The 25330-nt window shown below is 69.0% G+C and carries 22 protein-coding genes and 1 riboswitch; all 22 genes read right to left on the reverse strand.

Annotation, left to right across the window (positions count from 1 at the left end; translation table 11 throughout):
- Nucleotides 1–16: 16 nt before the first annotated feature.
- Entirely contained in the window at nt 17–1144 is a 1128-nt protein-coding gene (locus H7U20_RS20080; protein WP_199760912.1) for a hypothetical protein, read from the reverse strand.
- A gap of 200 nt (nt 1145–1344) precedes the next feature.
- Complete coding sequence (locus H7U20_RS20085) at nt 1345–1920, reverse strand: HupE/UreJ family protein (protein WP_199760913.1); 576 nt, start codon at nt 1918–1920, stop codon at nt 1345–1347.
- Between the two features lie 36 nt (nt 1921–1956).
- On the reverse strand, nt 1957–3069 hold the full coding sequence (locus H7U20_RS20090; protein WP_199760914.1) for a CobW family GTP-binding protein: 1113 nt from the start codon (nt 3067–3069) through the stop codon (nt 1957–1959).
- Entirely contained in the window at nt 3066–4640 is a 1575-nt protein-coding gene (gene cobJ / locus H7U20_RS20095; RefSeq protein ID WP_199760915.1) for a precorrin-3B C(17)-methyltransferase, read from the reverse strand. The genes H7U20_RS20090 and cobJ overlap by 4 nt, the downstream gene beginning before the upstream one ends.
- Nucleotides 4637–5437, reverse strand: coding sequence for a cobalamin biosynthesis protein (locus H7U20_RS20100; protein ID WP_199760916.1), 801 nt, complete (start codon nt 5435–5437; stop codon nt 4637–4639). The genes cobJ and H7U20_RS20100 overlap by 4 nt, the downstream gene beginning before the upstream one ends.
- Nucleotides 5434–6210, reverse strand: coding sequence for a precorrin-4 C(11)-methyltransferase (gene cobM / locus H7U20_RS20105; RefSeq protein ID WP_199760917.1), 777 nt, complete (start codon nt 6208–6210; stop codon nt 5434–5436). Before cobM ends, H7U20_RS20100 begins: the two co-directional genes overlap by 4 nt.
- Before the next feature lie 4 nt (nt 6211–6214).
- Nucleotides 6215–6928, reverse strand: a complete 714-nt coding sequence (cobI, locus tag H7U20_RS20110; protein WP_199761000.1) for a precorrin-2 C(20)-methyltransferase — start codon at nt 6926–6928, stop codon at nt 6215–6217.
- Between the two features lie 41 nt (nt 6929–6969).
- The gene (gene cbiD / locus H7U20_RS20115; RefSeq protein ID WP_199760918.1) at nt 6970–8115 is read right to left on the reverse strand and encodes a cobalt-precorrin-5B (C(1))-methyltransferase CbiD; all 1146 of its coding nucleotides are present in this window, start codon (nt 8113–8115) and stop codon (nt 6970–6972) included.
- A complete protein-coding gene (locus tag H7U20_RS20120) occupies nt 8102–9685 on the reverse strand; it encodes a precorrin-8X methylmutase (RefSeq protein WP_199760919.1) in 1584 nt (527 codons plus the stop codon). The genes cbiD and H7U20_RS20120 overlap by 14 nt, the downstream gene beginning before the upstream one ends.
- Before the next feature lie 11 nt (nt 9686–9696).
- A complete protein-coding gene (locus H7U20_RS20125; protein ID WP_199760920.1) occupies nt 9697–10422 on the reverse strand; it encodes a cobalt-precorrin-7 (C(5))-methyltransferase in 726 nt (241 codons plus the stop codon).
- Nucleotides 10419–11192 carry a uroporphyrinogen-III C-methyltransferase gene (cobA, locus tag H7U20_RS20130; RefSeq protein ID WP_199760921.1) on the reverse strand — a complete coding sequence of 258 codons (774 nt, stop codon included), beginning with the start codon at nt 11190–11192 and terminating at the stop codon, nt 10419–10421. The genes H7U20_RS20125 and cobA overlap by 4 nt, the downstream gene beginning before the upstream one ends.
- A gap of 10 nt (nt 11193–11202) precedes the next feature.
- Nucleotides 11203–13170, reverse strand: a complete 1968-nt coding sequence (locus tag H7U20_RS20135) for a putative cobaltochelatase (protein WP_199760922.1) — start codon at nt 13168–13170, stop codon at nt 11203–11205.
- Between the two features lies 1 nt (nt 13171).
- Entirely contained in the window at nt 13172–17449 is a 4278-nt protein-coding gene (locus H7U20_RS20140) for a cobaltochelatase subunit CobN (protein WP_199760923.1), read from the reverse strand.
- Between the two features lies 1 nt (nt 17450).
- Nucleotides 17451–17780, reverse strand: coding sequence for a (2Fe-2S) ferredoxin domain-containing protein (locus H7U20_RS20145; protein ID WP_199760924.1), 330 nt, complete (start codon nt 17778–17780; stop codon nt 17451–17453).
- A 4-nt stretch (nt 17781–17784) separates the two neighbouring features.
- Nucleotides 17785–18792: a CbtA family protein gene (locus H7U20_RS20150; RefSeq protein WP_199760925.1), complete on the reverse strand. Its 1008-nt coding sequence runs from the start codon at nt 18790–18792 to the stop codon at nt 17785–17787.
- Nucleotides 18793–18806: 14 nt separating this feature from the next.
- Nucleotides 18807–19004 (reverse strand): CbtB domain-containing protein, encoded by a 198-nt coding sequence (locus H7U20_RS20155; protein WP_199760926.1) that lies wholly within the window; start codon nt 19002–19004, stop codon nt 18807–18809.
- 156 nt (nt 19005–19160) lie between these two features.
- Nucleotides 19161–19386, reverse strand: a riboswitch (cobalamin riboswitch).
- Between the two features lie 59 nt (nt 19387–19445).
- Nucleotides 19446–20645 carry a S8 family peptidase gene (locus H7U20_RS20160; protein WP_199760927.1) on the reverse strand — a complete coding sequence of 400 codons (1200 nt, stop codon included), beginning with the start codon at nt 20643–20645 and terminating at the stop codon, nt 19446–19448.
- Between the two features lie 143 nt (nt 20646–20788).
- On the reverse strand, nt 20789–21268 hold the full coding sequence (locus tag H7U20_RS20165) for a ParB N-terminal domain-containing protein (RefSeq protein ID WP_233410930.1): 480 nt from the start codon (nt 21266–21268) through the stop codon (nt 20789–20791).
- Between the two features lie 16 nt (nt 21269–21284).
- Nucleotides 21285–22265, reverse strand: a complete 981-nt coding sequence (locus H7U20_RS20170; RefSeq protein WP_233410931.1) for an ABC transporter substrate-binding protein — start codon at nt 22263–22265, stop codon at nt 21285–21287.
- A 40-nt stretch (nt 22266–22305) separates the two neighbouring features.
- A complete protein-coding gene (locus tag H7U20_RS20175) occupies nt 22306–23115 on the reverse strand; it encodes an ABC transporter ATP-binding protein (protein ID WP_199760928.1) in 810 nt (269 codons plus the stop codon).
- 1 nt (nt 23116) lies between these two features.
- Nucleotides 23117–24220: a FecCD family ABC transporter permease gene (locus H7U20_RS20180; protein WP_199760929.1), complete on the reverse strand. Its 1104-nt coding sequence runs from the start codon at nt 24218–24220 to the stop codon at nt 23117–23119.
- Entirely contained in the window at nt 24217–25290 is a 1074-nt protein-coding gene (locus H7U20_RS20185; RefSeq protein WP_199760930.1) for a FecCD family ABC transporter permease, read from the reverse strand. Before H7U20_RS20185 ends, H7U20_RS20180 begins: the two co-directional genes overlap by 4 nt.
- Between the last annotated feature and the right edge of the window lie 40 nt (nt 25291–25330).

A 25330-nucleotide genomic window follows, 5' to 3' on the forward strand; every position in this document is an offset into this window, starting at 1 on the left:
CGGCGGACGTCTGCGCTTATTGGACATGTTCGGCGATCCGCACGGTGCCGGGGGAAATCGCGCCGACCCAGCTGCGGTCGTCGCCGGCCAGCCAGGCCCGCACTTGCAGCCGATGCAAGCCCAGCGACAGCGCCGCCGCGCCGTTGCGCCCGTCCCAGGTCCGGCCGGCCACTTCGCCGGCCGGCAAGCCGCCGCTGAGTTCCGGGTCCAGGGTGGCGACCCGTTCGACCTCAATATCGTCCGTGCCGCTGCGGCGGAAGCGCAGCACCTCGACGGCGATGTGGTTGAACGGCCATTGCATGCGGTAGCCGACCTGCACCAGTTCGCGCGGCAATTTCGGCTGCGGCGGGCCGAACACCAGCCGATCCACCGCGACCGAGCCGACCGCGCGCGGCCCGCAACCGATGCCATAGACCTCGACCGACACGGCGCCGCCATCCGGCTTGGCGCCGCGCTGGGCGCAGGCCGGGCGGGCCGAACGCAGCACGTACAGCGCCGGCCGCGTCACCGACGCTATATTGTCGGGCAGCACGAGCTTCAGCAGGCGCCGGCCGCTGCGGCCGTCGGCGTCGAGCAGGCGTGAAAACACCTGCTTCTCCCCCATGTAAACGTTTAACTCGGTGCAGGTATCCGGTTGCGGCAGAAAATCGACCACGAAGGGCCAGCCGCCGCGAATGTATCCTTCGACGACAAAGGTGCCGACCTTTTGCGTCACGGCGAAGCGCGGCCCGTTGCGTTCGAGGTAGTCGTCGTTGGCGGCGGGCGCCGAGGCCTGCTCGGACGGCGAGGAAAAGATGTTCGCGAGGACGGCGCCGATGCCGACGAGAATCGCGGCGTTGGCGACAGAACTGGAGCCGCGTTGGCGCGGGTAGTCGCTCTGCTGTCTGGATGGCGATGACGATGGTGATGATGATGGCGCCGGCGGCTCGGTGCGCGATGGCGGCTGCGATGCCGGCTGCGATGGCGGCTGCGGTGACGGCGCCACCACAGGCTGCGGCGCCGCCGGCGCCGGTTGCCGCAGCCCCGTCGCGTCCACATATTGCTCCGCGTACGCCCCGCCCAGCCCCATCGGCGCCAGCGCCAACAGCACGGCCAGCAACGCTAGGCGCCACGGCTTCGGCCATCCCCGTCTATCCCGCTTCATAAGCCAGCCCTTGAATTGAATTGAAGCACAACTCAACCGTGCCGTCCGGCGCGAACGCGGAACCGCACACTAGCTATCAACTTAATAGGCGAATCGGGAAGGGGCTTTGAGAAAAATCAAAAGTGCGCGGCCCGCTGGCGTGGCTTACCGCCAACGGGCCGGAGTAGAAACAATCAAACGATGCAGCAGAAATCCCTGGCTTAAACCACGCCGGCGGTCATCCAACCGCCCGCCATCAGCACCACCGCGCCAGCGGCGCGCAGCCACAAATCGCTGCGGCGCAACGCGGCGCCGAAGCCAACGCCCAGACCATGCAACACCAGGCTGGAAGCGACGAAGCCGGCGGCATATTGCCAAGGCGAACTCATCGACGGCATTTCCATGCCGTGGGCATAGCCATGGAACAAGGCGAACACGCCGACCATGGCGGCGCCCAGCGCGCTCGGCACGGCCACCGCCATGGCGATCAGCACACCCAGCAACAGCACCGACGCGGCGATGCCGCCCTCGACCATCGGCATCGCCAGGCCGGCGGTGGCCATGCCGGCCCCCACGGTCAGGAATGCAACGAAGCTCAGCGGCAACAACCACTGCGACCGGCCGCCCAGTTGCGCCGCCCAGACGCCGACGGCGAACATCGCCAGCAAGTGGTCCCAGCCCATGAAGGGGTGCGTCAGGCCGGCCATGGCGCCCTCGGCATGACCCGGATGGGCCTGCGCGACACCGGCCACGGCCAGCGCCGCCAAGCCCAACCAACGATACGTTTTTGCATACATAAAGGTACTCCTTAAAGAAAAATGAATAGGGAAAATCTAGCGCCAGTTGCTGCCGGTCAGCTCCGACAACAGCGCCGCCACCTTGCTGCGGCTGACGTGGTAACCGATGAACACCAGCTCGGAACGCTTGCCGGCCGGCCGCGAGGCGTCGGCCTTGATGTCGATGCGGGCGCGCACGCCCTGCACCAGCAAGGCGGCCTCACCGTCGCCGGTCCGCACAAAACCCTTGCTGCGCAGGATGGGCTCGGCCATGGCCGCCTCGCGCAGCGCCGCCGCCAGGATCGCGCTGCTCTGCGGCGCATCGCTGCGCAGCACGAACGACTGCCAGCCCGGGTCCTGCTCGTGGAAATGCTTGTGCGTGGACAGGCCGTGGCTGTGCGCCCCCAGGCCCGAATGGGCGTGGCCGTTCAAGCGGCTCTGGCTGGCCAGCACGCCGGTCTGCGGCCCCGGCATCGCCGGCAGCAAGGTGTAAGCGTGTTCGTGTTCGGTGCGGGTCGGCTGGTGCAGGCGCAGGCCCAGCGCCAGACGAATATCCAGTTGCGCCTGCCGCGCCAGCTCCAGAAAGCGCACGTTCGGCGCGCGCAAGCGCACCCGCGTCTCGGCCAGCAGCAGCTGCTCGTCATCGAGCTCGTCGACCTTGTTCAGCACCACCACGTCGGCCGACTCCAACTGGCGTTCGAACATCTCGGCCACCGGATTGATGCCGGCGGCGTGCTCGAACTGGTCGGACAGCAGCAGCGGCGTGTCGACCACGGCGATGGTCGCGTCGAGGATGAAATCGTCGGCCAGCGCCGCGCCTTGCAACTGCTCCATCACCGCCGTCGGCAGCGCCAGGCCAGATGTCTCGATCAGCACATGGTCGACGTTGGCGCGCCGCGCCGCGATGGCCTGCATGGTCGGCACGAATTGCTGGTCCTCGCCATACGCGATCAGGCCGTAGGCGAAGTCGTGGATGCGCACCTGCTCGTCGGCCTGGTCAGCGCCGACGCCGTCGCGCACCAGCGCGCTGTCGATGGAGATCTCGCCGAACTCGTTGATCAGGATCGCCAGGCGGCGCGTCTGGCGCCGCTCGATCAGGCCGCGCAACAAGGTGGTCTTGCCCGAACCGAGGAAGCCGGTGACGATGGTCACTGGAATCAACTTCCTCATGCGACACCCACCGCCTTCAACTGCGCCAGCACCTCGGCGGTGCTGCCCGCCAGCGTCGGATACGACAACTGCGGCCGCGCCACCACCACCAGCGGAATGCCCAGCGCGCGCGCGGCGTCGGCCTTGGCGCGATAGCCGCCGGCGCCGCCGGAATCCTTGGTCACCACGCAGTCGATGCCCCAGTCGCGCCACAGCGCGGTGTTGAACTCGGCCGAGAACGGCCCCTGCATGGCGCAGATGCGCTCGCGCGGCACGCCCAGCGCGACGGCGCGTTGGATGAATTCCGGCTCGGCGGTCAAGCGCACGAACCACTGCTTGTCGGCGGCGCCCGGCGCTTGAAGGAAGGTGGCCAGATCCTTCGATCCGGTGGCCAGGAAGATGCGCTGGCCGCTGGCGATGGCGCGCTCGGCGGCCAACTGCGGCGTGGCGCACAGGGCGCCGTCGGCGGCGGCGAATTCGCTGGCGCGCTCATAGCGCACATACGGAATACCCAGCTCGCGCGACAAGCCCATCAACTGCTCGGACATGCTGCTGGCAAAAGGATGCGTGGCATCCACCAGCACCCGCGCGCCGCTGCCGGTCAAGGCCTGCCGGCGCGCCTCCACGCCCTGCCGGCCGGCCCAGACGGTCACGCCCGGGCAGTCCTTCAAGGCCAGCGCGCCGCCGTGCTCCGTCGCCGCCGACACCACCACCTTGCGGCCGACGGTGGCGCCCAACTCGGCGGCCAATTCCGCCGCCAGCGCGTTGCCGTCGCTGGTGCCGGAGAAGACCCAGGCCGCGTCGTCCGGCATGGCGTCGCGCGGTGCCGTCGGCACCACCGGCGCGCCTTCCGGCAGCGCCCAGTCGTTATAGCCGCGCGGCGTGTAGATGCTGCCGCGCTTGCGCTTGGTGAAGCGGTTGCCGACCACGATGGTGGTCAGCATGTCGAACTGCAGCGACGGCAGCTCGTCCAGGCGATGGATGCTGACCTGCTGCCCCGGCCGATAAGCGTTCTTCACCACGCCGCACAGCGTGTGCGGCGCCTTCGCTTCGAGCATCAGTTGCAGCACGCGATAGACGCCCTGCTGGCGGCCGGCGCTCTGCACGTTGTACATCACGCAGGCCAGGTCGGCCTGGGCGATGTGGCGGGCGCGGTGCTCGATCCACTCCCACGGGCACAGCAAGTCGGACAGGCTGAGCGTGGCGAAATCATGCGACAGCGGCGAGCCAAGCAGCGAGGCGCAGGCGTTGGCCGAGGTGATCCCCGGGATCACGTTGACCTCATAGGTATCGTCCTCGCCCATCTCCTCGAAAGCCAGTGCGGCCATCGCGTAGATGCCGATGTCGCCACTCGAAATCAACGACACCTTGGCGCCGCCGCGCGCCTTCTCGATCGCCAGCAAGGCGCGCTCGCGCTCCTGCGTCAGCGGCGGCGAGTGAATCTCCTTGCCCTCGATATGCGGGCCGATCCAGCGCAGATACAGCTCGTAGGCGACGATCACGTCGCTGCTCTCCAGCGCCGCGACGGCGCGCGGCGCGATCAAGTCCTCAAATCCCGGTCCGACCGACACCAAATTCAGTACACCACTCATATTTCCATCCATTGATCTTGAACCACTGCGACGGCGACGCCGTCCAGGCTTGTTTTTGGAACCAGCAAACGGCCGCGCGGACTGGCCACCAGCGCACAGGGCTCGCAGACGCCGTCCAGTCCCACATTCAGTTTGACCCAGGCCGACGGCTGGCTGACCCAGGGCCGCGCCGCCAGCGTCTCACGCGCGAACACGCGCAGCGGCAGGCCGTGCTGCCGGCAGAAGTCGAGCAGCCCCGGCTCGTTGGCCTTCAGGTCCACCGTCGCCACCTCGCGCACATCGGCGATCGAATAATCGCCCAGGGCCAGCCGCACGGCCGCCTCGATGCGCTCGGCCGGCACGCCCTTGCGGCAGCCGATGCCGACCACCAGCGGCTTGAGCGCCTCGGTCGCCGTGGTCACCACCGGCACCGCGCCCACAAGCGCCGCGACGCGGTAGGCCAGCGCGTTGGCGCCGCCCTCGTGCCCGGCCAGCAGCGAGACGGCAAAGCGGCCCGCCTCGTCCAGCACCACCACGGCCGGATCGCTGTGCTTATCCTGCGGCAGGCCGTCGAGGAAGCGCACGGCGATGCCGCTGGCCGCCACCATCACCCATTGCGTGTGCCGGCGGTAGGCGGCGGCGAACTGCGCTTTTTGTGCGACGTCCGCCTGCAACCACGGCCGGTACACCTGCGCGCCCAAACGCTCGTGCAGGCAGGCGGCCAGGTCCTCGCCCTCGGGCCGGACCAGCCAGACGCCGAGCGACGCTGCCGTCGCCGACGCTGGCCCCGGCTTCGACTCCGGCCCCGGCTCGCTCACGCCGCCGCCTTGTTCTTCTTCACCACGCGGAACAGGTGGGTGAAGTCCTTCGAATACAAGCTCGATTCGGCCGCCGCCTCCTTGCCCAGCGCCGCGCCGACCAGCATCATCGTGGTCAGATTCCAGGCGCCGCGCTTGGTATCCTGCAGCACCGTGCCCAGCGTGCCCTGATAGATCTTCTGCTCCGGCCAGCTGGCGCGGTAGACCAGCGACACCGGCGTCTCCTGCGGATAGTGCAGCGACAAATCGGCGACGATCTTCTTCAGGTGCGGGCCGGACAGGAAGATGCACATCGTGGCGCGGTGCTCGGCCAAGCGGGCGATCGACTCCAGCTCCGGCACCGCCGAGGCGCGCCCGGATACGCGGGTCAGAATCACCGACTGCGACACCTCCGGCTTGGTCAGCTCGGACTTGATCGCGGCGGCGGCCGCCGTGAACGAGGACACGCCCGGCACGATCTCGTAGTCGATGCCCAGCGCGTCGAGCCGGCGCATCTGCTCCGCCGTCGCGCCGTAGATGGCCGGGTCGCCCGAGTGCAGCCGCACCACATCGCTGTTGCTGGCCTGGGCGCGCAGGTAACAGGCCTGCTGCTGCTCCAGGTCGAGCTGGGCGGTGTCGATCAACTCGGCGTCGGCGCGGCAGTGCTGCAGCATGTCGGTCGGCACCAGCGAACCGGCGTACAGCACCATGTCGACGCGGCCCAGCAGGCGCGCGCCGCGCAAGGTGATCAGATCGGCGGCGCCGGGGCCGGCACCAATAAAGTAGACCTTCATATGCTTATCGTTCCTCTCGTGAAGCGCGGCGCACCAGCATGGTGGCCAAATATCCCATGGCGTCCTGCGCCACCAAATCGTCCAGGCCGGAGGCCAGCATCTCGCCCGGCAGGCCGATGCGGCGGGCGAAGGCGCAGTGTTGGGCAATGCCCATCTCGCGCAGCAGTTCCAGCACCCACGGCAGGCGCTGGCCGATCTTCATCAACACCACGATGTCGTGGGTCTCGATGTCGCGGCGCAGCTCCTCGGCAGTCTCCGGACACGGCAAAATCAGCACGCGCTCCTTGCCCTCGCCCAGCGGCCAGGACAAGGCCGACGCGGCGGCGGCGTAGCTGGTGATGCCGGGGAAGGTGCGCTGGCGCAGGTCCGGCAGGCGCGCCTGCAAGGCCGCCAGCACATAGCCGTAGGTCGAATAGGTCAGCGAATCGCCGATGGTCAGGTAGGCGACGTTGCGGCCGGCGCGCAGCTCGGCGGCGATCTGGTCGCCCAGTTGGGCATAGTGCTCGCTGAGGACGGAGCGGTCCGGGTCCATATTGAACTCGACATCGCGCAGCTTGGCCGCGTCGATCTCGACGCCGGCCAGACACTGCAAGGCGACCGAGGTCTCGATGCCGCGCGCCCGTGGCGCGTAGATCAGATCGGCCTCGCGTAGCGCCTCCAGCGCCGCCAGCGGCACATAGCCGGCCGGGCCGGGGCCGACGCCGACACCCCAGAACATGCCCGGCGCGGCGGCGGCCGATGCGGCCTGCGGCACGGCGCTCAAGCGTCCGCTCCCAGGCAGTTGCCGGCCAGGTCGAACAGGCGCACTTCCAAGCGCCGCACCGACGGCACGCGGGCCCGCGCCAGCACGCCGACGCGCCGCTCGATCTCCACCCACAGATCGCGCGCCCCTGCTTCATTCTTCATTCTTTCCATCGCTGCTTCCACTGTATTTGCCTGTTCTATCGCCTGCACCAAATGGGGCGCATATCCACACTCCGCCGCGACGCGGGCCACGCCCGCCATCGCCATATTGCTCTTGCTTGAATGCGTGTCCCACACACCGTCCAACACCTTGGCCAGCTTACCCGGATGGCCGGCCAACCACAGCACATCCAGCTCGCGGCCGTCCTGCCGCAGCGCCGTCTCGGTGAAGTCGAGCGCGTCGCCGAGGAAGTTCGCGATCTGCACGGTGCGCCGCTCCGGCATGCCCAGCACGTCCTTGGCATACTCCCGCCCGATCTTCCCCGGCAGGTAGGCCACGCTGGGCGCATTGTCGGCCAGCGCCACCCGCACATACACTTCGATCGAGGCGATCCAGGTCGACAGCGACATCGGCTCGACGATGCCCGACGTGCCGAGGATGGAGATCCCTCCCAGGATGCCCAGCCGCGGGTTGAAGGTCTTGCGGGCGATGACTTCACCCTCCTCGCAACCGATGGTCAGATCGAAGCCGCTGTTCTCGGCCTCGGCCGGCGCCTCGTCGAGCACCTCGGCCACCGCCTGCCGCATCATCTGCCGCGGCACCGGGTTGATCGCCGGCTCGCCGACCGCCACGCGCAGGCCCGGCAGGGTCGCCGTGCCGACGCCGCGCCCGGCGAAGAAGCGCACCTCGTTCAAACCGTTGCGCCGCACCTCGGCGAAGATCGTCGAGCCGTGCGTATTGTCCGGATCGTCGCCGCCGTCCTTCAGCACCTCGGCACGGGCGCCGCCGTCCATCGTCTCGACCAGCTGGATCGGCACCATCAAATAGTGTGCGCCGTCCGGCAGCGTGACGGCGACCCGCTCGTGCCGCTCGGCCAACAGCAGCAGGTGCAGCGCCGCCTTCACCGCCGCCGTCGCGCAACTACCCGTGGTGCGCCCGCGCCGCAGGCCGTTCAGGGCCAGCACGCTCAGGTCGAATTCGCTGCGTTCAGCCAGGCGCATACCCGGCGAGCTGGTTGACGGCGTCGATCATCATGCCGTTGACCACGCTGGCGGCCCACGGCGAACCGCCGCGCGTGCCGCTGTTGGTGATGCGCGGCACTTGCAGGCAGCGCCGCAGCAGTTCCTTGGTTTCCCGCGTGCCGACAAAGCCGACCGGCAGGCCGATCACCAGTTGCGGGCGCCAGCCGTGGTCGCGGATCAAGCGCACCGCCTCGGCGATGGCGGTCGGCGCGTCGCCGATCGCCACCACCACGTCGTTGCCGTACTTTTCAAAGCCACGGCGGATGCCGGCCGCCGAGCGGGTGATGCCCAGCGTTTCGGACATCAAATGCGTCTCGCGGTCGTGCACGCCGCACCAGGTGTCCACGCCCAGCTGCTCCAGCAGCGCGCGTTTCAGGCCGGTCTGCACCATCGTCACGTCGGTCAGCACGCGCTTGCAGCGCAACAGCGCGCGGATGCCGATCTCCACCGCGCCCGGCGAGAAGTACATATCGTCGACGGCGTTGAAGTCGCCGCTGGTGTGCACCAGCCGCTGCAACACCGTCAACTGCTCGACCGGGAACGGCGCCCAGTCGCGGCCGGCGGCGATGATCTCGAAGCTCTCCGCCTCAATCGGATGCGGCACGTAGGCCGCGAAACGCTCAGGCGCGGCGGGCGCCGTGGCGGCGCCCTCCTGCGCCAGCAAGCCGCGCACCGCCATGTGGTGGGCGCGTTGCGGCTCGCCGACCTGCTGTTCGAAGCCGACGATCTGCACACGGTATTTGCACAGCGAGCAGTTCATCGCCGCGCGGCCGGCGACGGCCTCGCGGGCGCGCTCGATCATCACGTCGGCCACCAGCGGATGCACGCCGAAGTAGCTGGCCTTGAGCACCTCGACAGCCGGCTCGCGCTCGGCCAGCTCGTCGGCCGCCGCGTAGATGCGCTTGACCAGCACGCCGTCGAACAGGAAGAACGGCAGCACCACCAGACGGGCGAAGCCCATGCGGGCGGCGGCGCGCAGGCCGTCGGCCACCAGCGGCGTCGCCGTGCCGGAATAGCAGACGTAGACTCCGCCGAAGCCCATGCCCTCCTCCAGCATGCGCGCCAGCTTGGACACTTCGCCGTTGGCGTCCGGGTCGGTGGTGCCACGGCCGACCAGCACCAAGCAGGTGTCGGCGCGGCGCACCGTGGCGGCCGAAGTCGCCTCCGCCTCGACGATGCGTTCCTGCGCCAGTTGCAGCAGCTTGGGATGCAGGTTCAGCGGCGCGCCGAAGTGGAAATCGATCTCAGGATAGTCGCGCGCCATCGCCTGCACCTCGGCCGGCATGTCGTTCTTGGCATGACGCGCCGCCAGCAGCACGCCCGGCGTCACGGCCACCTGGCGCGTGCCGGCCGCCAGATTGGCCGCCACCGCCTCGGCGATGGTCGGGCTGGAGAACTCCAGATAACCGTGCGTCACCACATCCTGCGGCGCCCGCGCCCGCACCAGTTCGACCAGCGCCTCGAATTCGCGCACGGCGTCCGGGTCGCGGCTGCCGTGGCCGGCGACGACGATGCCGGACTTGATCGCCGCAGCGTCTTCAGTATTCATTGGAACGCCGTTCATTTTGCCGGCGCCGTTTCAGCTTGGCCCGGCGCCGCCTCGATCTGGCTTGCCATCGGCGCCAGGGTGCGGATCAGCATGATGCTCATGTCCGAGCAGCGGTGCTCGGCGCATTCGGCCAGACTGCCGTGCCACTCGGCGTCACCGCGCGTCAGGTTCTCCCACACTTCGACCGGGTGCTCCGGCGGAATGCCCTGCTCGATCAGATAGGCGGCGATATGCCAGGGCATGAAGGAACGCGCCTCGTCCCACGGGCAGGGAATCACGATGGCGTTGCGCTGGTCCTCCAGCACGTGCACCAGATGGCGCTTGAACGGCGTCAGGTCGCCGCGCCGGTGGAAGGTGATGAAGGTGGTCTCGTCGAAGCACACCTTGGTGCGCGAGGCCAGGATCTGCGCCGACGAAATCCCCGGCAGCGACTCGACCGGATGGCCACAGGCGCGTTCCACCCGCTCCAGATACTGGAAGCCGCTGAAGTGGATGTCGCCCATGAAGACCACCACGCACTTCTTGCCGGCGTGGTGTTCGACGGCGACTTCGTCGAGCTTGGCGACCTGGTCGCGGTAGCCCATGGTGATGACCTGGGCCTCGGCCGGAATCAGGCTGCGCACCACGTTCAACACCGCTTCAAAGCCGGCCACCACGTCGGCGTCGCGGATCAATTGCGCGCCGCGTTGGGTCAAATAAGCCACATCGCCGGGACCGGCACCGATACAAATAATCATACAAACTGCTCCTCAAATTGTTCTTGCTGCGGCCGCAGTTGCGCCGCCAGCTGCGATGCCACGCCGACCACATCACCGATGATGACGATGGCCGGGCTGCCGATACCGGACAGGCGCACCCGCTCGACCAGCTCGGCCAGCGGCGCCGCCACGCAGCGCTGCTCCGCCAGCGTGCCGTTCTGGATAACGGCCGCCGGCCGCGTCGGCGGCATGCCCGCCGCCAGTAATTGTTCCGTAATGCCGGGCAGGTTGGCCACGCCCATGTAGATCACCAGCGTGCCGCCGGCCGCCACCAGGCCGGCCCAGTTGGGCGGCGTATCGTTGCAGCCGTGGCCGGTCAGGAAGGTGACGCTGCGGGCGTGGTCGCGGTGCGTCACCGGAATGCCCAGCGCCGCCGGCACGGCCATGCCGCTGGTGATACCGCTGACCACCTCGACCTCGATGCCGGCCGCTTGCAGGCACTGCATCTCCTCGCCGCCACGGCCGAACATGAACGGATCGCCGCCCTTCAAGCGCGCCACCGTCTTGCCGCGCAAGGCGTGCTCCAGCAACTGCTGCTGGATCTCGTCCTGCGTGGCCGAATGGCGGCCGCCGCGCTTGCCGACCTCAATCACCTCCGCGCCGGGCGCGACGAAGCGCAGCACCTCGCGGTTGACCAACGCGTCGAGCAGCACCACCTGCGCCTCGCCGAGCAGGCGCACGGCCTTCAAGGTCATCAGTTCCGGGTCGCCGGGGCCGGCGCCGATCAAATACACTTTTCCTGGATTCATAGCCGCCACCTTACACCGCGCCCAGACGCGCACGAATGGTCAGCACCAGATTGTCGGCCGACAGCTGCTCCAGCGTCAGGCACTCGGCGCCCAAAGCCTGCGCCAGTTGCGCCGCGCGGCCCAGCTTGAGGTAGCCGGTCTCGGTGTCGAGCACCAGCGCCGGCACGCCGCGTTCGGCCAGCGACTCGGCCAGCGCCAGCGTTTCGCGCCACGGATCGCCGCCCTCGGCCAGCGCCACGTTGGCCTTGCCGTCGGTGAGCAGCACCAGCAGCGGCGGCGCCGTGTGCGTGCCGCGCTCCAGCGTCTCCAGCGCCAGCTGCATGGCGTGCGGCAGCGGCGTGCGGCCGCCGGTCGGCAGCTGGCTCAAGCCCTGCTCGGCGCGTTCCACGCTGCGGGTCGGCGCCAGCAGCAGCTGGGCCGACTGGCCACGGAAGGCGATCACCGCCACCTCGTCGCGGCGTTGGTAAGCGTCGGTCAGCAGCGCCAGCACGGTGCCCTTGACGGCCTCCATACGCCGTTGCGCCGCCATCGAACCGGAGGCATCGACCACGAACAGGATCAGGTTGGCGCTCTTGCCAACGCGGATCTGCTGATGCAGGTCGGCCTTGGTCACGTTGAAATTGCCGGGGTCGCGCAGCACCGCGCTGCGCAGGGTCGCGCCGACCGCCAGGCTAGTCGGGTTCTCGTCCGGCACGGCGCGCACCACGCGGCCGCGCACGGCGTTGAGGGCGTCGCTGCGCCGGCCCATGGTGTTACGGCCGATACGGGAGCTGGCCGCCACCGTCAGATGCGGCGCAGCACCGCTGGAGCCGCTGGCGAACATTTGTTCCGGCTGCTCCTGCGCGTCGTTGGCGGACGGCTGCTCGGCCGCGTCCTCATCGGAGTCGGCCTCGTCGCCCTGCCCTTGTTCCTGTTGTTCTTGTTGTTCCTGCTGCGCTTTTTGCTCCTGCTGCTCCTGCTCCTCCTTCTGCGCCTGGCGCATCAAGTCATCGAGCTTGTCCTGGTCCAGACCGGGCTGTTCGAACGGCTTGCGGCGGCGGCGGTGCGGCAGCACCAGCTCGGCGGCGCTGCGCAGATCGCCCGGCGTCACCTTCAAGCGGCCGTCCAGCGCCGCCAAGGCGCGCGCGGCCTTGTGCATGACAATGTCGGCGCGCAGGCTGGCCACCTCGAACTCGCAGCACAAATGGCTGATCAGATCGAGCATGGTGTCGTCCAGCTCCACCTGCGGCAGCAACTGCTGCGCCGTCGCCAGTTGAACATTGAGCGCATCCTGCTGCGACTGCCACGCCGCCACGTAGGCCAGCGGATCGGCCTCGTAGGCGATGCGCCGGCGCACCACCTCGGAGCGCACCGCCTTGTCGCGCGGCGCCGCCACCTCGACCATCAGGGCGAAGCGGTCCAGCAGTTGCGGACGCAGGTCGCCCTCCTCCAGATTCATCGTGCCGATCAAGGTGAAGCGGGCCGGATGGCGTATCGACAGGCCCTCGCGCTGCACCGAATTGACGCCCATCGCCGCCACGTCGAGCAGCACGTCGACCAGATGGTCGGCCAGCAGGTTCACCTCGTCGATGTACAGAATGCCGCGATGCGCCGACGCCAGCAAGCCGGCCTGGAACACCCGGCCGCCGCCTTGCAGCGCGCTGGCCACGTCGAGACTGCCCAGCACGCGGTCCTCGGTCGCGCCCAGCGGCAACGTGACGAAGGGCACGGCGGACAGGTCCGCCGCAGCGCCATCGGCGCGGCACACCTCGCAATGCTCGCTCGGCGCCGCGCTGCTGCAGTTGAAGGCGCAGCCGGCCACCCGGTCGATACGCGGCAGGATATCCGCCAGCGCGCGCGCGGCGGTGCTCTTGGCCGTGCCTTTGTCGCCGCGTATCAGCACGCCGCCCATGCTGGGGTCCACGGCGCACAACAGCAGCGCCGTTTGCAGCTTGGGCTGGCCGACCACGGCCGCGAACGGGAAATTCGTGCTTCTCATCTTATCCATTGCGCGGCGTTTCGCCGCGCGCCTCCAACAGGGTTTCACTATTCAAGTACAGCTCGCGCAGCCGCTCCAGCGTTTCCGCGCGCGGCGCCTTCCACATGCCACGGCCGGCCGCCTCCAACAGTCGCTCGGCGATGGCGTTTTGCGCCCACGGGTTGGCCTCTTGCAGGAACTGCTGCATCTGCGGATCGAAACCGTAGGCTTGCGCCACGTCCTCGTACATCCAGTCGTCCATCACCTGCGCCGTGGCGTCGTAGCCGAACAGGTAGTCGACCGTGGCGGTCAACTCCAGGCCGCCCTTGTAGCCGTGGCGCTGTATGCTGTTCAGCCATTTCGGGTTGACCACGCGCGAACGGAACACGCGCAGCGTCTCCTCCTTCAAGTCGCGCACCTGTGCCCGCGCCGGGTCGTGGCTGTCGCCGAAATAATGCCGTGGCTGTTGACCGCTCAGCGCGCGGATGGTGGCGATCATCCCGCCGTGGAATTGCAGATAATCGTCGCTGTCGAAGATGTCGTGTTCGCGGTTGTCCTGGTTGTGCAGCGCCACCTCCACGCCGGACAGGCGCAGCTTGAAGGCGTCGCGCTGGTCGACGCCCTGCGCGCCGCGCGCGTAGGCGTAGCCGCCCCAGTTGACATAGGCTTCGGCGAAGTCGGCGTCGGTCTCCCAGTTCTTGTGCTGGATCAGCGGCAGGATGCCGGCGCCGTAGCTGCCCGGCTTGGCGCCGAACACGCGGTAGGCGGCGCGCTGTTCCGCCTCTTCCTGCGGCAGGCCCTGGCCGATCCAGTCGCCCAGCTCGGCCAGATAGTGCTTGCGCACGAAGTTGTGCGTCAACGGCTCGTCTAGCTGGATCACCGTGTTGACCGCTTCGTCGATCAGGTCGATCAACTGCGGGAAGGCGTCGCGGAAGAAGCCGCTGATGCGCGTCGTCACGTCGATACGCGGGCGTTTCAGCTCGTCCAGCGGAATCACTTCGACGCCGCTGACCTGGCGGTTCTCGGCGCGCCAGACCGGCCGCACGCCCAGCAGCGCCAGGATCTGCGCCACGTCGTCGCCGTGGGTGCGCATCGCGCTGGTGCCCCAAATGCTGATGGCCACGCTCTCCGGATAGGCGCCCGTCTCGCGCTCATGGCGCGTCAGCACCTCGTGCGCCAGTTGCAGACCGACGCGCCAGGCCGACTGCGACGGCACGCTGCGCGGATCGACCGAGTAGAAATTGCGCCCGGTCGGCAGGATGTGCGCCATGCCACGGCTGGGCGAACCGTTCGGACCGGCCGGCACGTACTGGCCGGACAGGCCGTTGAGCAGATTGTCGATTTCGTCGGTGGCCAGGGCCAGGTTCGGCACCAGTTCGCGGCAGGCGAAACCGAGCACACTGCGCAGCGCCTTGAATCGGCTGGCGCGGTCGCCCTGCGGCGCTGCCTTGTTGACGACAGTTTCGGGCGCCGTTGCGGTTGCGGGTGCCGTTGCGGTTACGGTTACGGTTACCCTCGCCGTCGGCGCCGGCACAACCGCCGCCTGTGCGACCGCAGACGAAGCGGCAGCCGTGGCCGCTGCTGCGGGACGGGCCGGCAGCATGGCGCGCTGCTTGCCCATTTGCGCCAACAAAGTCCCGCCGCCGGCGCGCATGGCCGGTTGCAGCAAGGGCTTGGCTGCCGCGTCGTCGGCGTCGAGCTGGCCGAACACCTGGTCCAGCACGGCGTCGATGCGAGTAGCGGCGTAGTCGAACTCGCGCAGTTCGACAAACAGCTTCAGACACAGGCTGTCGATTGATTCGAGCGCGTCGGCGCGCGTCACCACGGCGCGGCCGGCGATGCGCGCCAACGACGGCACCACGTTGACGCGGCGGCCTTTTTGGTCGAGCAGCATGTTCAAGTCCAGCCCGAACAAGCGGGCGACTTCGGCCTGCAAGCCTGGCACGTCCTGATTCGGCAGGCGGGTCAGCGAGACCAGCATGTCCGGCAGTTGTTCGTGGTCCGGTCCGCGTCCGAGGATGTGCAGGCCGTCGCGGATCTGGGCCGAGCCCAGTTCGCACAAGTAGCCGTCCAGATCCTCGATCAAGTGGGCGACATCGGAGCCGCCCATCGCGGCCAGGGCCGCCGGCAACTCGCCGTCGTGTTCATGATCGTGATCGTGATCGTGGTCATGACCGTGATGACCATCGTGGCCATGGTCATGTCCGTGGTCGTGACCATGGTCGTGTCCATGTCCATGTCCATGTCCATGCCCATGCCCATGCCCATGATCGTGCCCGCCCTCGTGGTCATGGTCGTGATGCAGCAAGCGCGCCTGCAAATCCGAATTCAGGTTGGTCTGCTTGACCAGCTCCCAGATCTGCTGCTGCAACAAGGGCAGCTTGGACGGGTCGAGCACCTCGACCTGATAATACTCGTCCACCAGCTGCGTCAGCTGCGCCAGCGCGCCGTAGGTATCGGCGGTGGTCATCGGCGGCGTCAAATGGTCGACCACCACCGCGTGGGCGCGGCGCTTGGCCTGCGAGCCCTCGCCCGGATCGTTGATGATGAACGGGTAGAACAGCGGCAGATCGCCCAGCAGCGCGTCCGGGAAGCAGTTCTCCGACAGGCCGACGCCCTTCCCCGGCAACCATTCCATGGTGCCGTGCTTGCCGACGTGGACGATAGCGTCGGCGCGCCACTCCTCGCGCAACCAGCGGTACAGCGCATAGTAGTGGTGGGTCGGCGGCAGATCCGGCTGGTGGTAGATCGCGTCCGGGTCCATGCCGTAGCCGCGCGGCGGTTGCAGCGCGACGAAGGTATTCCCCAGCTCAATGCCGGCCAGCGCCAGATGACCGTCGTGGAAGTAGGCCTCGCCCGGCGCCTCGCCCCACTGCGCGACCATGCGCTGACGCATCTCCTCAGGCAGATCGGCGAACCATTCGGCGTACTGCGCCGTCGGCACCCGCCCCGCCGCGTTGACCAGTTGTTCGGCACTCAAATAGATATTGTCGTAGGAGCAGCGCGCCACCAGATCGTGGATCAGCGCCGTGCCGTCCTTGGGCAGCGTGCCGACATCGTAGCCGGCCAGCCGCATCGCCTCCAGAATCCGCATCAGCGAGGCCGGCGCGTCCAGCCCGACCGCGTTGCCGATCTGCGAAGCCTTGCTGCTCGAATTGGTGAACATGAAGGCGACCCGCTTGTTCGCGTTCGGTATCCGGCGCAGCTGGGCGAAGCGCGCGGCGATGCCGGCCACCCGCGCCACCCGCTCGAACACCGGCTCATACTCAATGACTTCGCTCGGCATGCCCGCCGCGCGCGCCTTGAACGAGATCGGCACGGTGATGATGCGGCCGTCGAACTCCGGCAGCACCACGTTCATCGCCGCGTCCAGCGGATTCATACCGCGCGCCGACTGCTGCCACTGCGCCAGCGTCATGCCGCTGGTGATCGCCTGCAGCACCGGCACGTTGAGCGTCTCCAGCACGCCGACCGACCAGCCGGCCGGGGTCGAGCCGCCGGCGGTGATCTCGCCCATCGCGAAGGAGGTGGTGTTGATGAGCACATCGACATGCGTGCCCTGCTCGCCACGGAAGTAGCGCAAGGCGCTCGGCAACGCGCCCGCCTCGTCCGCCCCGGCGCGCAGCGACGAGGTGAACACCGGCAGCACGTTCATGCCGCGCTTTTCCAGCGCGTCGAGCATGGCGTCGATGAAGCGGGTGTTCCCGCTCATCCAATGGGCGCGGTAGAAGACGATGCCCACGCTGGGCTTGTCCGCCGCGCGCATGGCCAGCCAGTCCTCGCTGCTTGCGCCGGGCGCCAGGTCGGGATGGTAGATGCCGTGCTCGGGCAGCTTGTGGGCCGGCTCGAAGCCGAAGCCCGTCAACAGCAAATGGTCGGCCAGGTAGCGCAGCAGCTGGGCCAGATTGGCGCTGCCGCCCGCCTGGAAGTACTCCAGGCAGTGGCGCAGCACATCCGGCGCCACCGTCGACACGGCGGCCAGCTCGGGATCGGCCTCGCCGGTGCCGCTGATGGCGATCAGGTGTACGCCGTGGCGGCGCGCTTGGCCCACCAGCTCGGCCACGCCCGGCACGCTGCCGAGCCGCCCCAGCACGCGCAGGATGATGACGCGGGCGGCCGACAATTCGCCGGCCAGCAGCGCCGTCATCTCGCTGTCGCTGGCCAGCGGCTGCAGGTTGATGCCATTCAGGGAGGGGAACTGCGCCGGCAGCTGGGCCAGCGCGTGGTGCAATACGGTGAGGTCGTTCGAGGCGTGGGTAAGCAGAACAATCTGCGCCTGGCCTACTGGTGTTTCGGACATCTTATTCTTCCGCTGGACAGGTGTCGCCTTCGCCGAGGCGATGGAAAATTAAATCGCTGACTTCCTCGTTGCCGAGCAAGTGTTCAGTGACGATGCGTTCGACCGCCGCCTCGTCGACGCGGTTGTACCACACGCCTTCCGGGTAGACCACCAGCACCGGCCCCTGCGCGCGGCAGGCGACCATGCAGTGGGTGCGCGTGCGCTTGACGCGCAGCTCCGGCAAGGCGTCGATCTTTTCGCCCATCAGTTCGAACATGGCCTGCGCGCGCTCACCGTTTTCGGTGCAGCGCGGCCCCACGCACATGAAGACGTGGCGTGTGTGAGTTCTCATGCGCTCAGTTGAACTTTTTGAAGAAGAAACCGGACAACGCGCCCAGCGCCAGCCAGAACACGGCGTTGGCGAAAGCGGTGGCGTAGATGAAGGACTGCGCCAGTTCGGCCGGCGCGGCGCTGGCATGCACCAGCGGCTGCGGCGCGCCGACCAGATGCGGCGCCAACAGGATCGCCACACCGGCCAGCTTGAGCGGCCAACGCGGCGCCAGCGCCAGCAGCGCCAAGCCGCCCGCCGTGGCGGCCACGGTCAACAACCACCACACCTGGCGTTCGCCGAGCGGCGCGGCGGCGGTGCCCGGCACCTCCGGCGGCAGACCCAGCGACGGCGCCAGGAAGAACACGGCGTAACCGGCCGCGCCCCACAACAAGGCGCCGCGCCAACCGTGGCTGACGCCGCGCAGCGTCATCGCCGCGCTGAGCAGCAGGCCGAAGGCCACCGCCATGCTGATATTCGCCACGGCGCTGAAGAAGGTGCGTTGGGCGCCGTTCTCCGGCTTCCAGCCGCCGTGCTCGTGGCCATGCTCGTGCTCACCGCCGGCTTCGGCGCCATGCGCGTGCGGCGCCGGCGTCGCGGCGGTGGCGGCAGAAGTGGAAGCCGGCTCGAAAGCGGACGAGGAAGAGGAAGCGGAAGCGCTTTGCTGGTGATCGTGGTCCTGCTCGACGGCGGCATCATGCGTATGTGCGCCGGCCACGCCGTGCGTGTGGCCGACCTTGGCGCCGTGTTCGTGCACAGCGGAGGCGACATGCTCGTGCGCCGCCGCGACGGGGTGCTCGTGGGCGAGCTCCGCCTTGACTTCCCGCGCGTCCGCGGCCTGCGTCTGCGCCGGCGCCGGCGTAGCAACGACATCGGCAACCGCCTCGGCCCGCTCCTGCGCGTCCTCGTAAGTCTCGGCCTGCAGAATGATCGGCGCCACCTGCAGGCTTTGCAGCCCGGTCAGCACCAGGCCGGACAACAGCCCGGCCGCCACCGCAGTGCGCACGATGCGGTTGAAAGGACTGTTCTTCGTCATGCGCTCACTTTGCTTCAATGGCACGGGAATCCCGCCGAATGGCGCCCGTCGTGGGCGGCATTGTGCAGCGCCTCCATCGGCGAGAAGGCGGCGCCGTACAACAGGGCGACGGCCAGCGCGCTGGCGAACAGGGCCGGCATGACTTTGTCTTTGGCGACGGACGTGGCTGGGGCGGTGGCTTGATCGACGACGGCGGAGGCGTGAATTGACATGATGTCCTTCCAGAAAGCACAAATACCAGCCTGGGCGACACGACGAAAAAGCGCGCGCGGCGAGCAGGACTGGAACAGGGATTCATATCGGGAGGACCAAGCAATGATGGGTGCGCAACACTGCAAACCACCTGGATCGCCCTCCGCGATACAAACGTTTATGTTCAGTTTCAGGCTGGTCTCCGGACTCTTGAAGCGATCACCTTGCGGCGATCAAAACCCGCGCCTTCCCATGGTTTAACACAGTGGCGTGATGCGGGTTTTTTATTCAAATACCGTTGCGGGGGCAGTGCCGGGATCGTCTTTCATCGAAAAACTGACCGGCTTCCCATTTCACCGCTCGGACGACAGCCCGAGCAGGACCTGAAACAATGTTGCAAGTTTATGATTGTATTCACGAAATCGTTGACTGGCAAGATAAATCCGACCAGTCGCGCCCGCCTAATCCTGCGGGCAGCGCACCAAACCGGCGCCGAAGTCGAACGGGTCCGAGCCGGCGACCATGTCGGCCGCGCTCGCCATCCCGGCCAGCTTGGACATCAGCTGGAAGCTGTTGAGCCGGCCCGCCGCGGTCAACTTCTGCGCCCACAACGCCGCCACGCCGGCCACGCAGGGGGTGGCCATGCTGGTGCCGCTCATCGCCCGCAGGCCGCCGCCGGCCGCCGCCGAAACGATGTTGACGCCCGGCGCGCTGACGTTGGCCCCGGTGTTGGAGAAGTTGGCGACAGCGAACTGGCTGCCTTGCTGCCCCAGCGCGCCGACCGACAGGAAGCCCAGCGACACCGCCGGCGGGCTCACCGTCACCTCGTATTCGGGGTCGACGGCGCGCTTGCTCTCGTTGCCGGCGGCGGCCACCACGATGCTCGCCTGCGCGCTCAGCTCGTGGGCACTGATCAGCGCCGACAGGCTGTCGAACAGGCGGGTGTTGGCGCGGTAGCCCTCCAGCGCGCGCGCGGTGGCCAGGTCGGCCGGCATGCCGTCGGCGACCATCGCCGCGACGTAGCCGGGGAAGTCCATCCCCAGCGACATGGAGATGACGTTGGCGCCCTGGTCGACCGCCCACAAGATGGCCTTGACGATGTTGTCGCTCGACCCGCTGCCCTGGCTGTCGAGCACCTTGCCGATCAGCGCCTTCTTGACGCCGGGCGCCACGCCGATCGGCACGCCGTCGACCGGGCGGCCGAAGGCGATGCCGGCGCAGTGGGTGCCGTGGCCATGGCCGTCGCCGTTGCCCTCGCCGGTGAAGTCCATCTGCACCAGCTCGACGCCGATGAAGGCCGGATGGGCGGCGTCGATGCCGGTGTCGAGCACCGCCACGACAATGCCGTCGCCGTCGAACGGCGAGGTGTCGGCACCGACCGCCAGCCGGCCCCAGGCGGCTTGGGCGTTGGCGCCGACCACGGCCTCGGACGACACCGGCGCGATCAAGCGCATCGGCATCACCGGCGCCACCGCCACGGTATCGGCCTGGGCCGCGATCTGGCGCACCTGCTTGCGCTCGACGTTGCTCACCTCGGCCGTCAGATTCCGCCCGGCCGGCCCCGCCGCCGCGATGCCGGCCGCGCCGGCCAGCGGCGCGCCCCACAACTGGTCGCGCGTCGGCGACGCTTCCCTGCGCAAAACGATGAAATCGGATTTCATTTTGTTCTCCCGTAAGATACACACGATACACACGATACACACGATACACACGATGTGCTGGAAAAAGTCCGCTGTCAGAAAACTGACCGCACCATCCTACGCACCCGGAATCCACCGGCTTTGCGCCAGCGCAGACCGGCGCGCTAACGCAACATGTCGAGCTCGATATCGGTTTCCGGCAGCACCGGGGCGAAGTCGTGGCGCGTCGTCTTATAGGCGAGCAAGCCGCGCTCGGCCAGGATGGCGCGGTAGATCGCCTCGACGCTGAACGGCGCGCCGCTGCGCCAGTCCGTCACCGTCACGCGCGGGTCCTGGTAGCTGAGCAGCACGCAGGGCAGCTGGCGCAGCCCCAGCAGCGCGGCGGCGGCGGCGCGGTGGTTGCCGTCCATGATGATGCCGGTCTCGCCGTGCACCGGCAGCGGCCGGGTCCAGGCGCCGGCCGCCGCGATCATGCTGGCCAGCAGGCGCACCGCCTCGTGGTCGACCGCCTCGGAGGGGCGGAAGAATCCGAGCGGGCGGATCGCCACGCGGTAAGGCAGCGCGGCGCGCAGCATGGCCCAGTGGGCCTCGTCGCGGCGCGGCGGCGCGGCGCCGTCGAGGGCTTGGCAATTCCAGTTAAGCATGGGGTCTCCTTCAAGGTCAGGGGCAGCGGGGAATCATCGTCGTGGCGATGGCGCGCACGTCGGCCGGCGCGAACACGGCCGGATGCAGCGCGTGCGCCGCCTCGCGCAGCACCACCTGGCGCGCCACCGGACCGTGCGACTCGATCCAGTGGTCCTTGACGTAGACCACGCGGCGGTTCTTCACCGCCTTCAGCCGCGCCCACAGCGGATTGCGCTCGAAGCGCCGGTTCGGCCCGTAGTCGTAGACGAAGATCAGGTCCGGGTCGGCCGCCAGCATCGCCTCCACGCTCATCTCGAAGGCGGTGTTGTCGGCCACGGCGGGGGTCGGGTTGGCGCCGGCCGCGTTGACCGCGCCGACGCCGTTGACGATGGCCGATGTCATGTGCTCGTTGTAGAAGGCCCAGGGCGCGTCGCCGCTCCCCCACAGAAACAGATAGGACGGCCGTTGCCGCCCGGCGGCGCGCGCCGCCAGCTCGCGCGAGGCGCCGCGGAAGTCGTCGTTGAGCCGCTGCGCCGCGGCCGGCTTGCCCAGCGCCTCGCCCAGCAGGCGGATCGAACGGTCGCTGTCGGCGTAGTTCTCCAGGTTCAGCGCCATGTAGGGCGCCACCTGCTCCAGCTTGGCCGCGTTGGCCTCGGTGTAGCGGCGGATCGCCACCACCAGGTCCGGCCGCGATTGCGCCAGCAGCTCCAGGTTCGGCGCCGCGCGCTGGCCCAGCTTGGCCGCGCTGGCCGTGCAGCCGAGCAGATACTCCGGCTCGCGGCCCTTGACCAGGAAGGTCGAGGCCACCGGCCGCAGGCCCAGCGCCAGCGCCGTGTCGGCGGCGAAGTAGGAAATCGCCGCCACCCGTTTGGCGTCGTCGCGCAGCAGCACCGGCTTGCCACGGTCGTCGGTCAATTTGTGCGGCGCGGCTTGGACGCCGGCCAGGGTCAGCAGGCCGGCGGCGGCCAATGCCCAGGCCCGTCCGCGCCGCAGCGCCTTGCGATACATCGTCTTCATTCTCATCTCCTGTTTGTCCTGTCTATCCTGCTTGTCCTGTCTATCCTGCTTGTCGGGCCGCCGCCGGGGCGCGCACGGCGGCCTCCGGGTGGCAGATGGGTGGTTGGTGGTCGCCGCGCGCGATCAGCGTGGCCTCCACCTGGAACACGCGGCGCAGCAGGCCGGCGTCGATGATCTCGGCCGGCGCGCCGCTGGCGGCGACTCTGCCGCCGTCCAGCACCACCGTGTGATGGGAAAAGCGCATCGCCTGGTTCAGGTCGTGCAGCGACATCAGCAAGGTCAGGCCGTGGCTGACGTTCAGCTCCTGCAGCAGCTGCAACACCTCCAACTGGTGGCGCAGGTCGAGATAACTGGTCGGCTCGTCGAGCAGCAAAATGTCGGCCTGCTGCGCCAGCGCCATGGCGATCCAGGCGCGCTGCCGCTCGCCGCCGGATAGCTCGGTCAACAAGCGGCCGGCCAACCCCGCCATATCGGTGGCCTTCAAGGCCCAGTCGACGGCGGCGCGGTCGGCCGCGCCCTCGCCCTGGAACAGCGCCAGGTGCGGGAAGCGGCCGTGGCGCACCATTTCGCGCACCGTCAGGCCCTCGGGCGGCAGGCCGCCCTGTGACAGGAAGGCCAGACGGCGCGCCAGGCGCTTGCGCGGCCAGCCGGCCAGCGCTCGACCGTCCAGCAGCGCCTCGCCGCGCTGCGGCTTCAGCAAGCCGGCCAGACCGCGCAGCAGCGTGCTTTTGCCGCAGCCGTTGGGGCCGATCAAGGTGGTGATGCGGCCCGGTTCCAGCGCCAGGGACAGGTCGCTGATGACGGCGCGCGCGCCGTAGCCCAGCGTCAGCTGCTTGCAAGAGAGTGTCATGTCAACTATTCCGGCGTTGCGCCATCAGGTACAGGAAGAAAGGGGCGCCCAACAAGGCGGTGACGGCGCCGACCGGCACTTCGTCGGGCACGATCAGCAGACGGCCAAGCAGATCGGCGGCCAGCGCCACGCCGGCGCCCAACAGCAGCACCAGCGGCAGTTGCCGCCCCGGCGGGCCGCCGACCAGTTTCTTGGCCATGTGCGGCACCAGCAGGCCGAGGAAGCCGACCGGCCCGGTCACCGCCACCGCCGACGCGGCCAGCGAGGCCGCCAGCGCCACCAGGGCGAAGCGCCAAGCCTCGGCCGCCAGACCCAGGCTGCGGGCACCGTCGTCGCCCAAGGCCAGCACGCCCATCGGCCGCAGCACCAACGGCAGGGCCAGCGCGCCCAGCACACTCCATGGCAGCAGCGGATACAGGTGCTGCCAGTCCTTGCCGTACAGGCTGCCGGCCAGCCAGCTCAACACAAACTCGACCCGCGCCGAACCCCAGCCGGCCAGAATACCCATCGCCAGCGCCTGCAAGGTGGCGCCGACCGCCACACCAAACAGCACCAGCCGGGCCGGCGCCGCGCCGCCGCGCCAGGACAAGCCATACACCAACAGCGCCGTGGCGATGCCGCCGCATTGCGCCACCGCCGGCAGCCAGGCCACCGGATAGGCGTCGAGCCGGCTGCTGTCGGCGGCACCGAGGAAGACGTTGAACAACAAGAACAGCATCACCGCCAAGGTCGCGCCGGAGGAGATGCCGAGCACGCCCGGGTCGGCCAGGGGATTGCGCAGGGCCGACTGCAGCAGCATGCCGCTGACCGCGAAATGCATGCCGACCACGATGGCCAGCACCACGCGCGGCAACCGCAACTGCCACACGATGGTGGCGCCGCTGCCATTGCCGTCGCCGCTGCCGCTGCCGTTATTCAGCGCGCCGGACAAGGCCTGCCAGACCGCGCCGGCCGACAGATCGGCCGCGCCCCAAAAGGTCGCGCAGAGCGCCAGCACCAGCACCGCCACGCCGGCCGCCAGCGACAGCCATAGCGCCCGCCCAGCGCGCGCCGCCGTCGGCGTATTGGCCGGCACTCCCGGCATTGCCGTCAGCGTCGCGCTCATGCCGCCCTCCCCTTGCGCAGCACGCCGATCAACAGCGGCGCGGCGATCAGCGCGGTGACAAAGCCGGCCGGCAGCTCGCGCGGCGCGGCCACGCTGCGCGCCAGCAGATCGGCGACGCACACCAGGGCGGCGCCGCAGCCCGCCGCGCCCAGCAGCAGGCTGCGGTGGCCATTGCCCAGGCACAGGCGGGCGATATGCGGCGTGCACAGGCCGACAAAGCCGAACGGCCCGGCCACGGCCACGGCGGCGGCGGCCAGCGCCACCGCCGCCGCGCCGCAGGCCAGGCGCCAGCGCGTCAAATGCAGGCCGAGTCCATGGGCCGCCTCGTCGCCCAAGGCCATCACGTCGAGCGCCGGCGCGCACAGCCAGGCCAAGGCCATGCCGGCCGCCGCCCATGGCCACAACAGCTCGACGTGCTCCCAGCCCCGTCCGGCCAGGCCGCCGCTGAGCCAGAAGAACAGCGACGCCGCGTCCGGTCCCGACAACACCAGCAAGGTGGTGATGCCGGCGGTGGCGAAGGCCGTCACCGCCAATCCCGCCAGGGCCAGCTGGGTCGGCGCCAGGCGCTCGCGCCAGGCCAGCGCGAAAGCCAATCCGGCCGCCACCACACCGCCGGCGATGCCCAGCGGCGCATGCCATTGCGGCGCCAGCGCCGGCCAGCAGGTTTGCGCCGCGACGATGGCGCAAGCCGCGCCGGCGGCCACGCCGGTCAGCGTCGGATCGGCCAGCGGGTTGCGCGTCATGCCCTGCATCAGCGCGCCCGACACCGCCATGCAGGCGCCGGCCAGCGCCCCCACCACCACGCGCGGCGCGCGCAGCGACCACACCACCTCGCCGGCCGTGTCGCCGGCAAAGTCGCTGGCAACGGCGCCGACCGCAGCGCCGGCATGTTGCAGCAGAACGGCCCAGACCTGCCCGACGCCGATATCGATGGCGCCCAGCAGCAGGCCGCCGACGGCCGCCGCCAGCAGTACGACCAGCGTCACGCCGGCGAAGGCTGGCGCGACCCAGCTGCTGCCGCCATCCGCCTTGCCGCCCGCGCCGATACCCGCGCTCGTGCCCGCGCTCATATCCGCGCTCATACCCCTACTCATACCCCTACTCATACCC

The organism is Rugamonas violacea (genome assembly GCF_016461825.1).
In the GTDB taxonomy this organism is placed as follows: domain Bacteria; phylum Pseudomonadota; class Gammaproteobacteria; order Burkholderiales; family Burkholderiaceae_D; genus Rugamonas.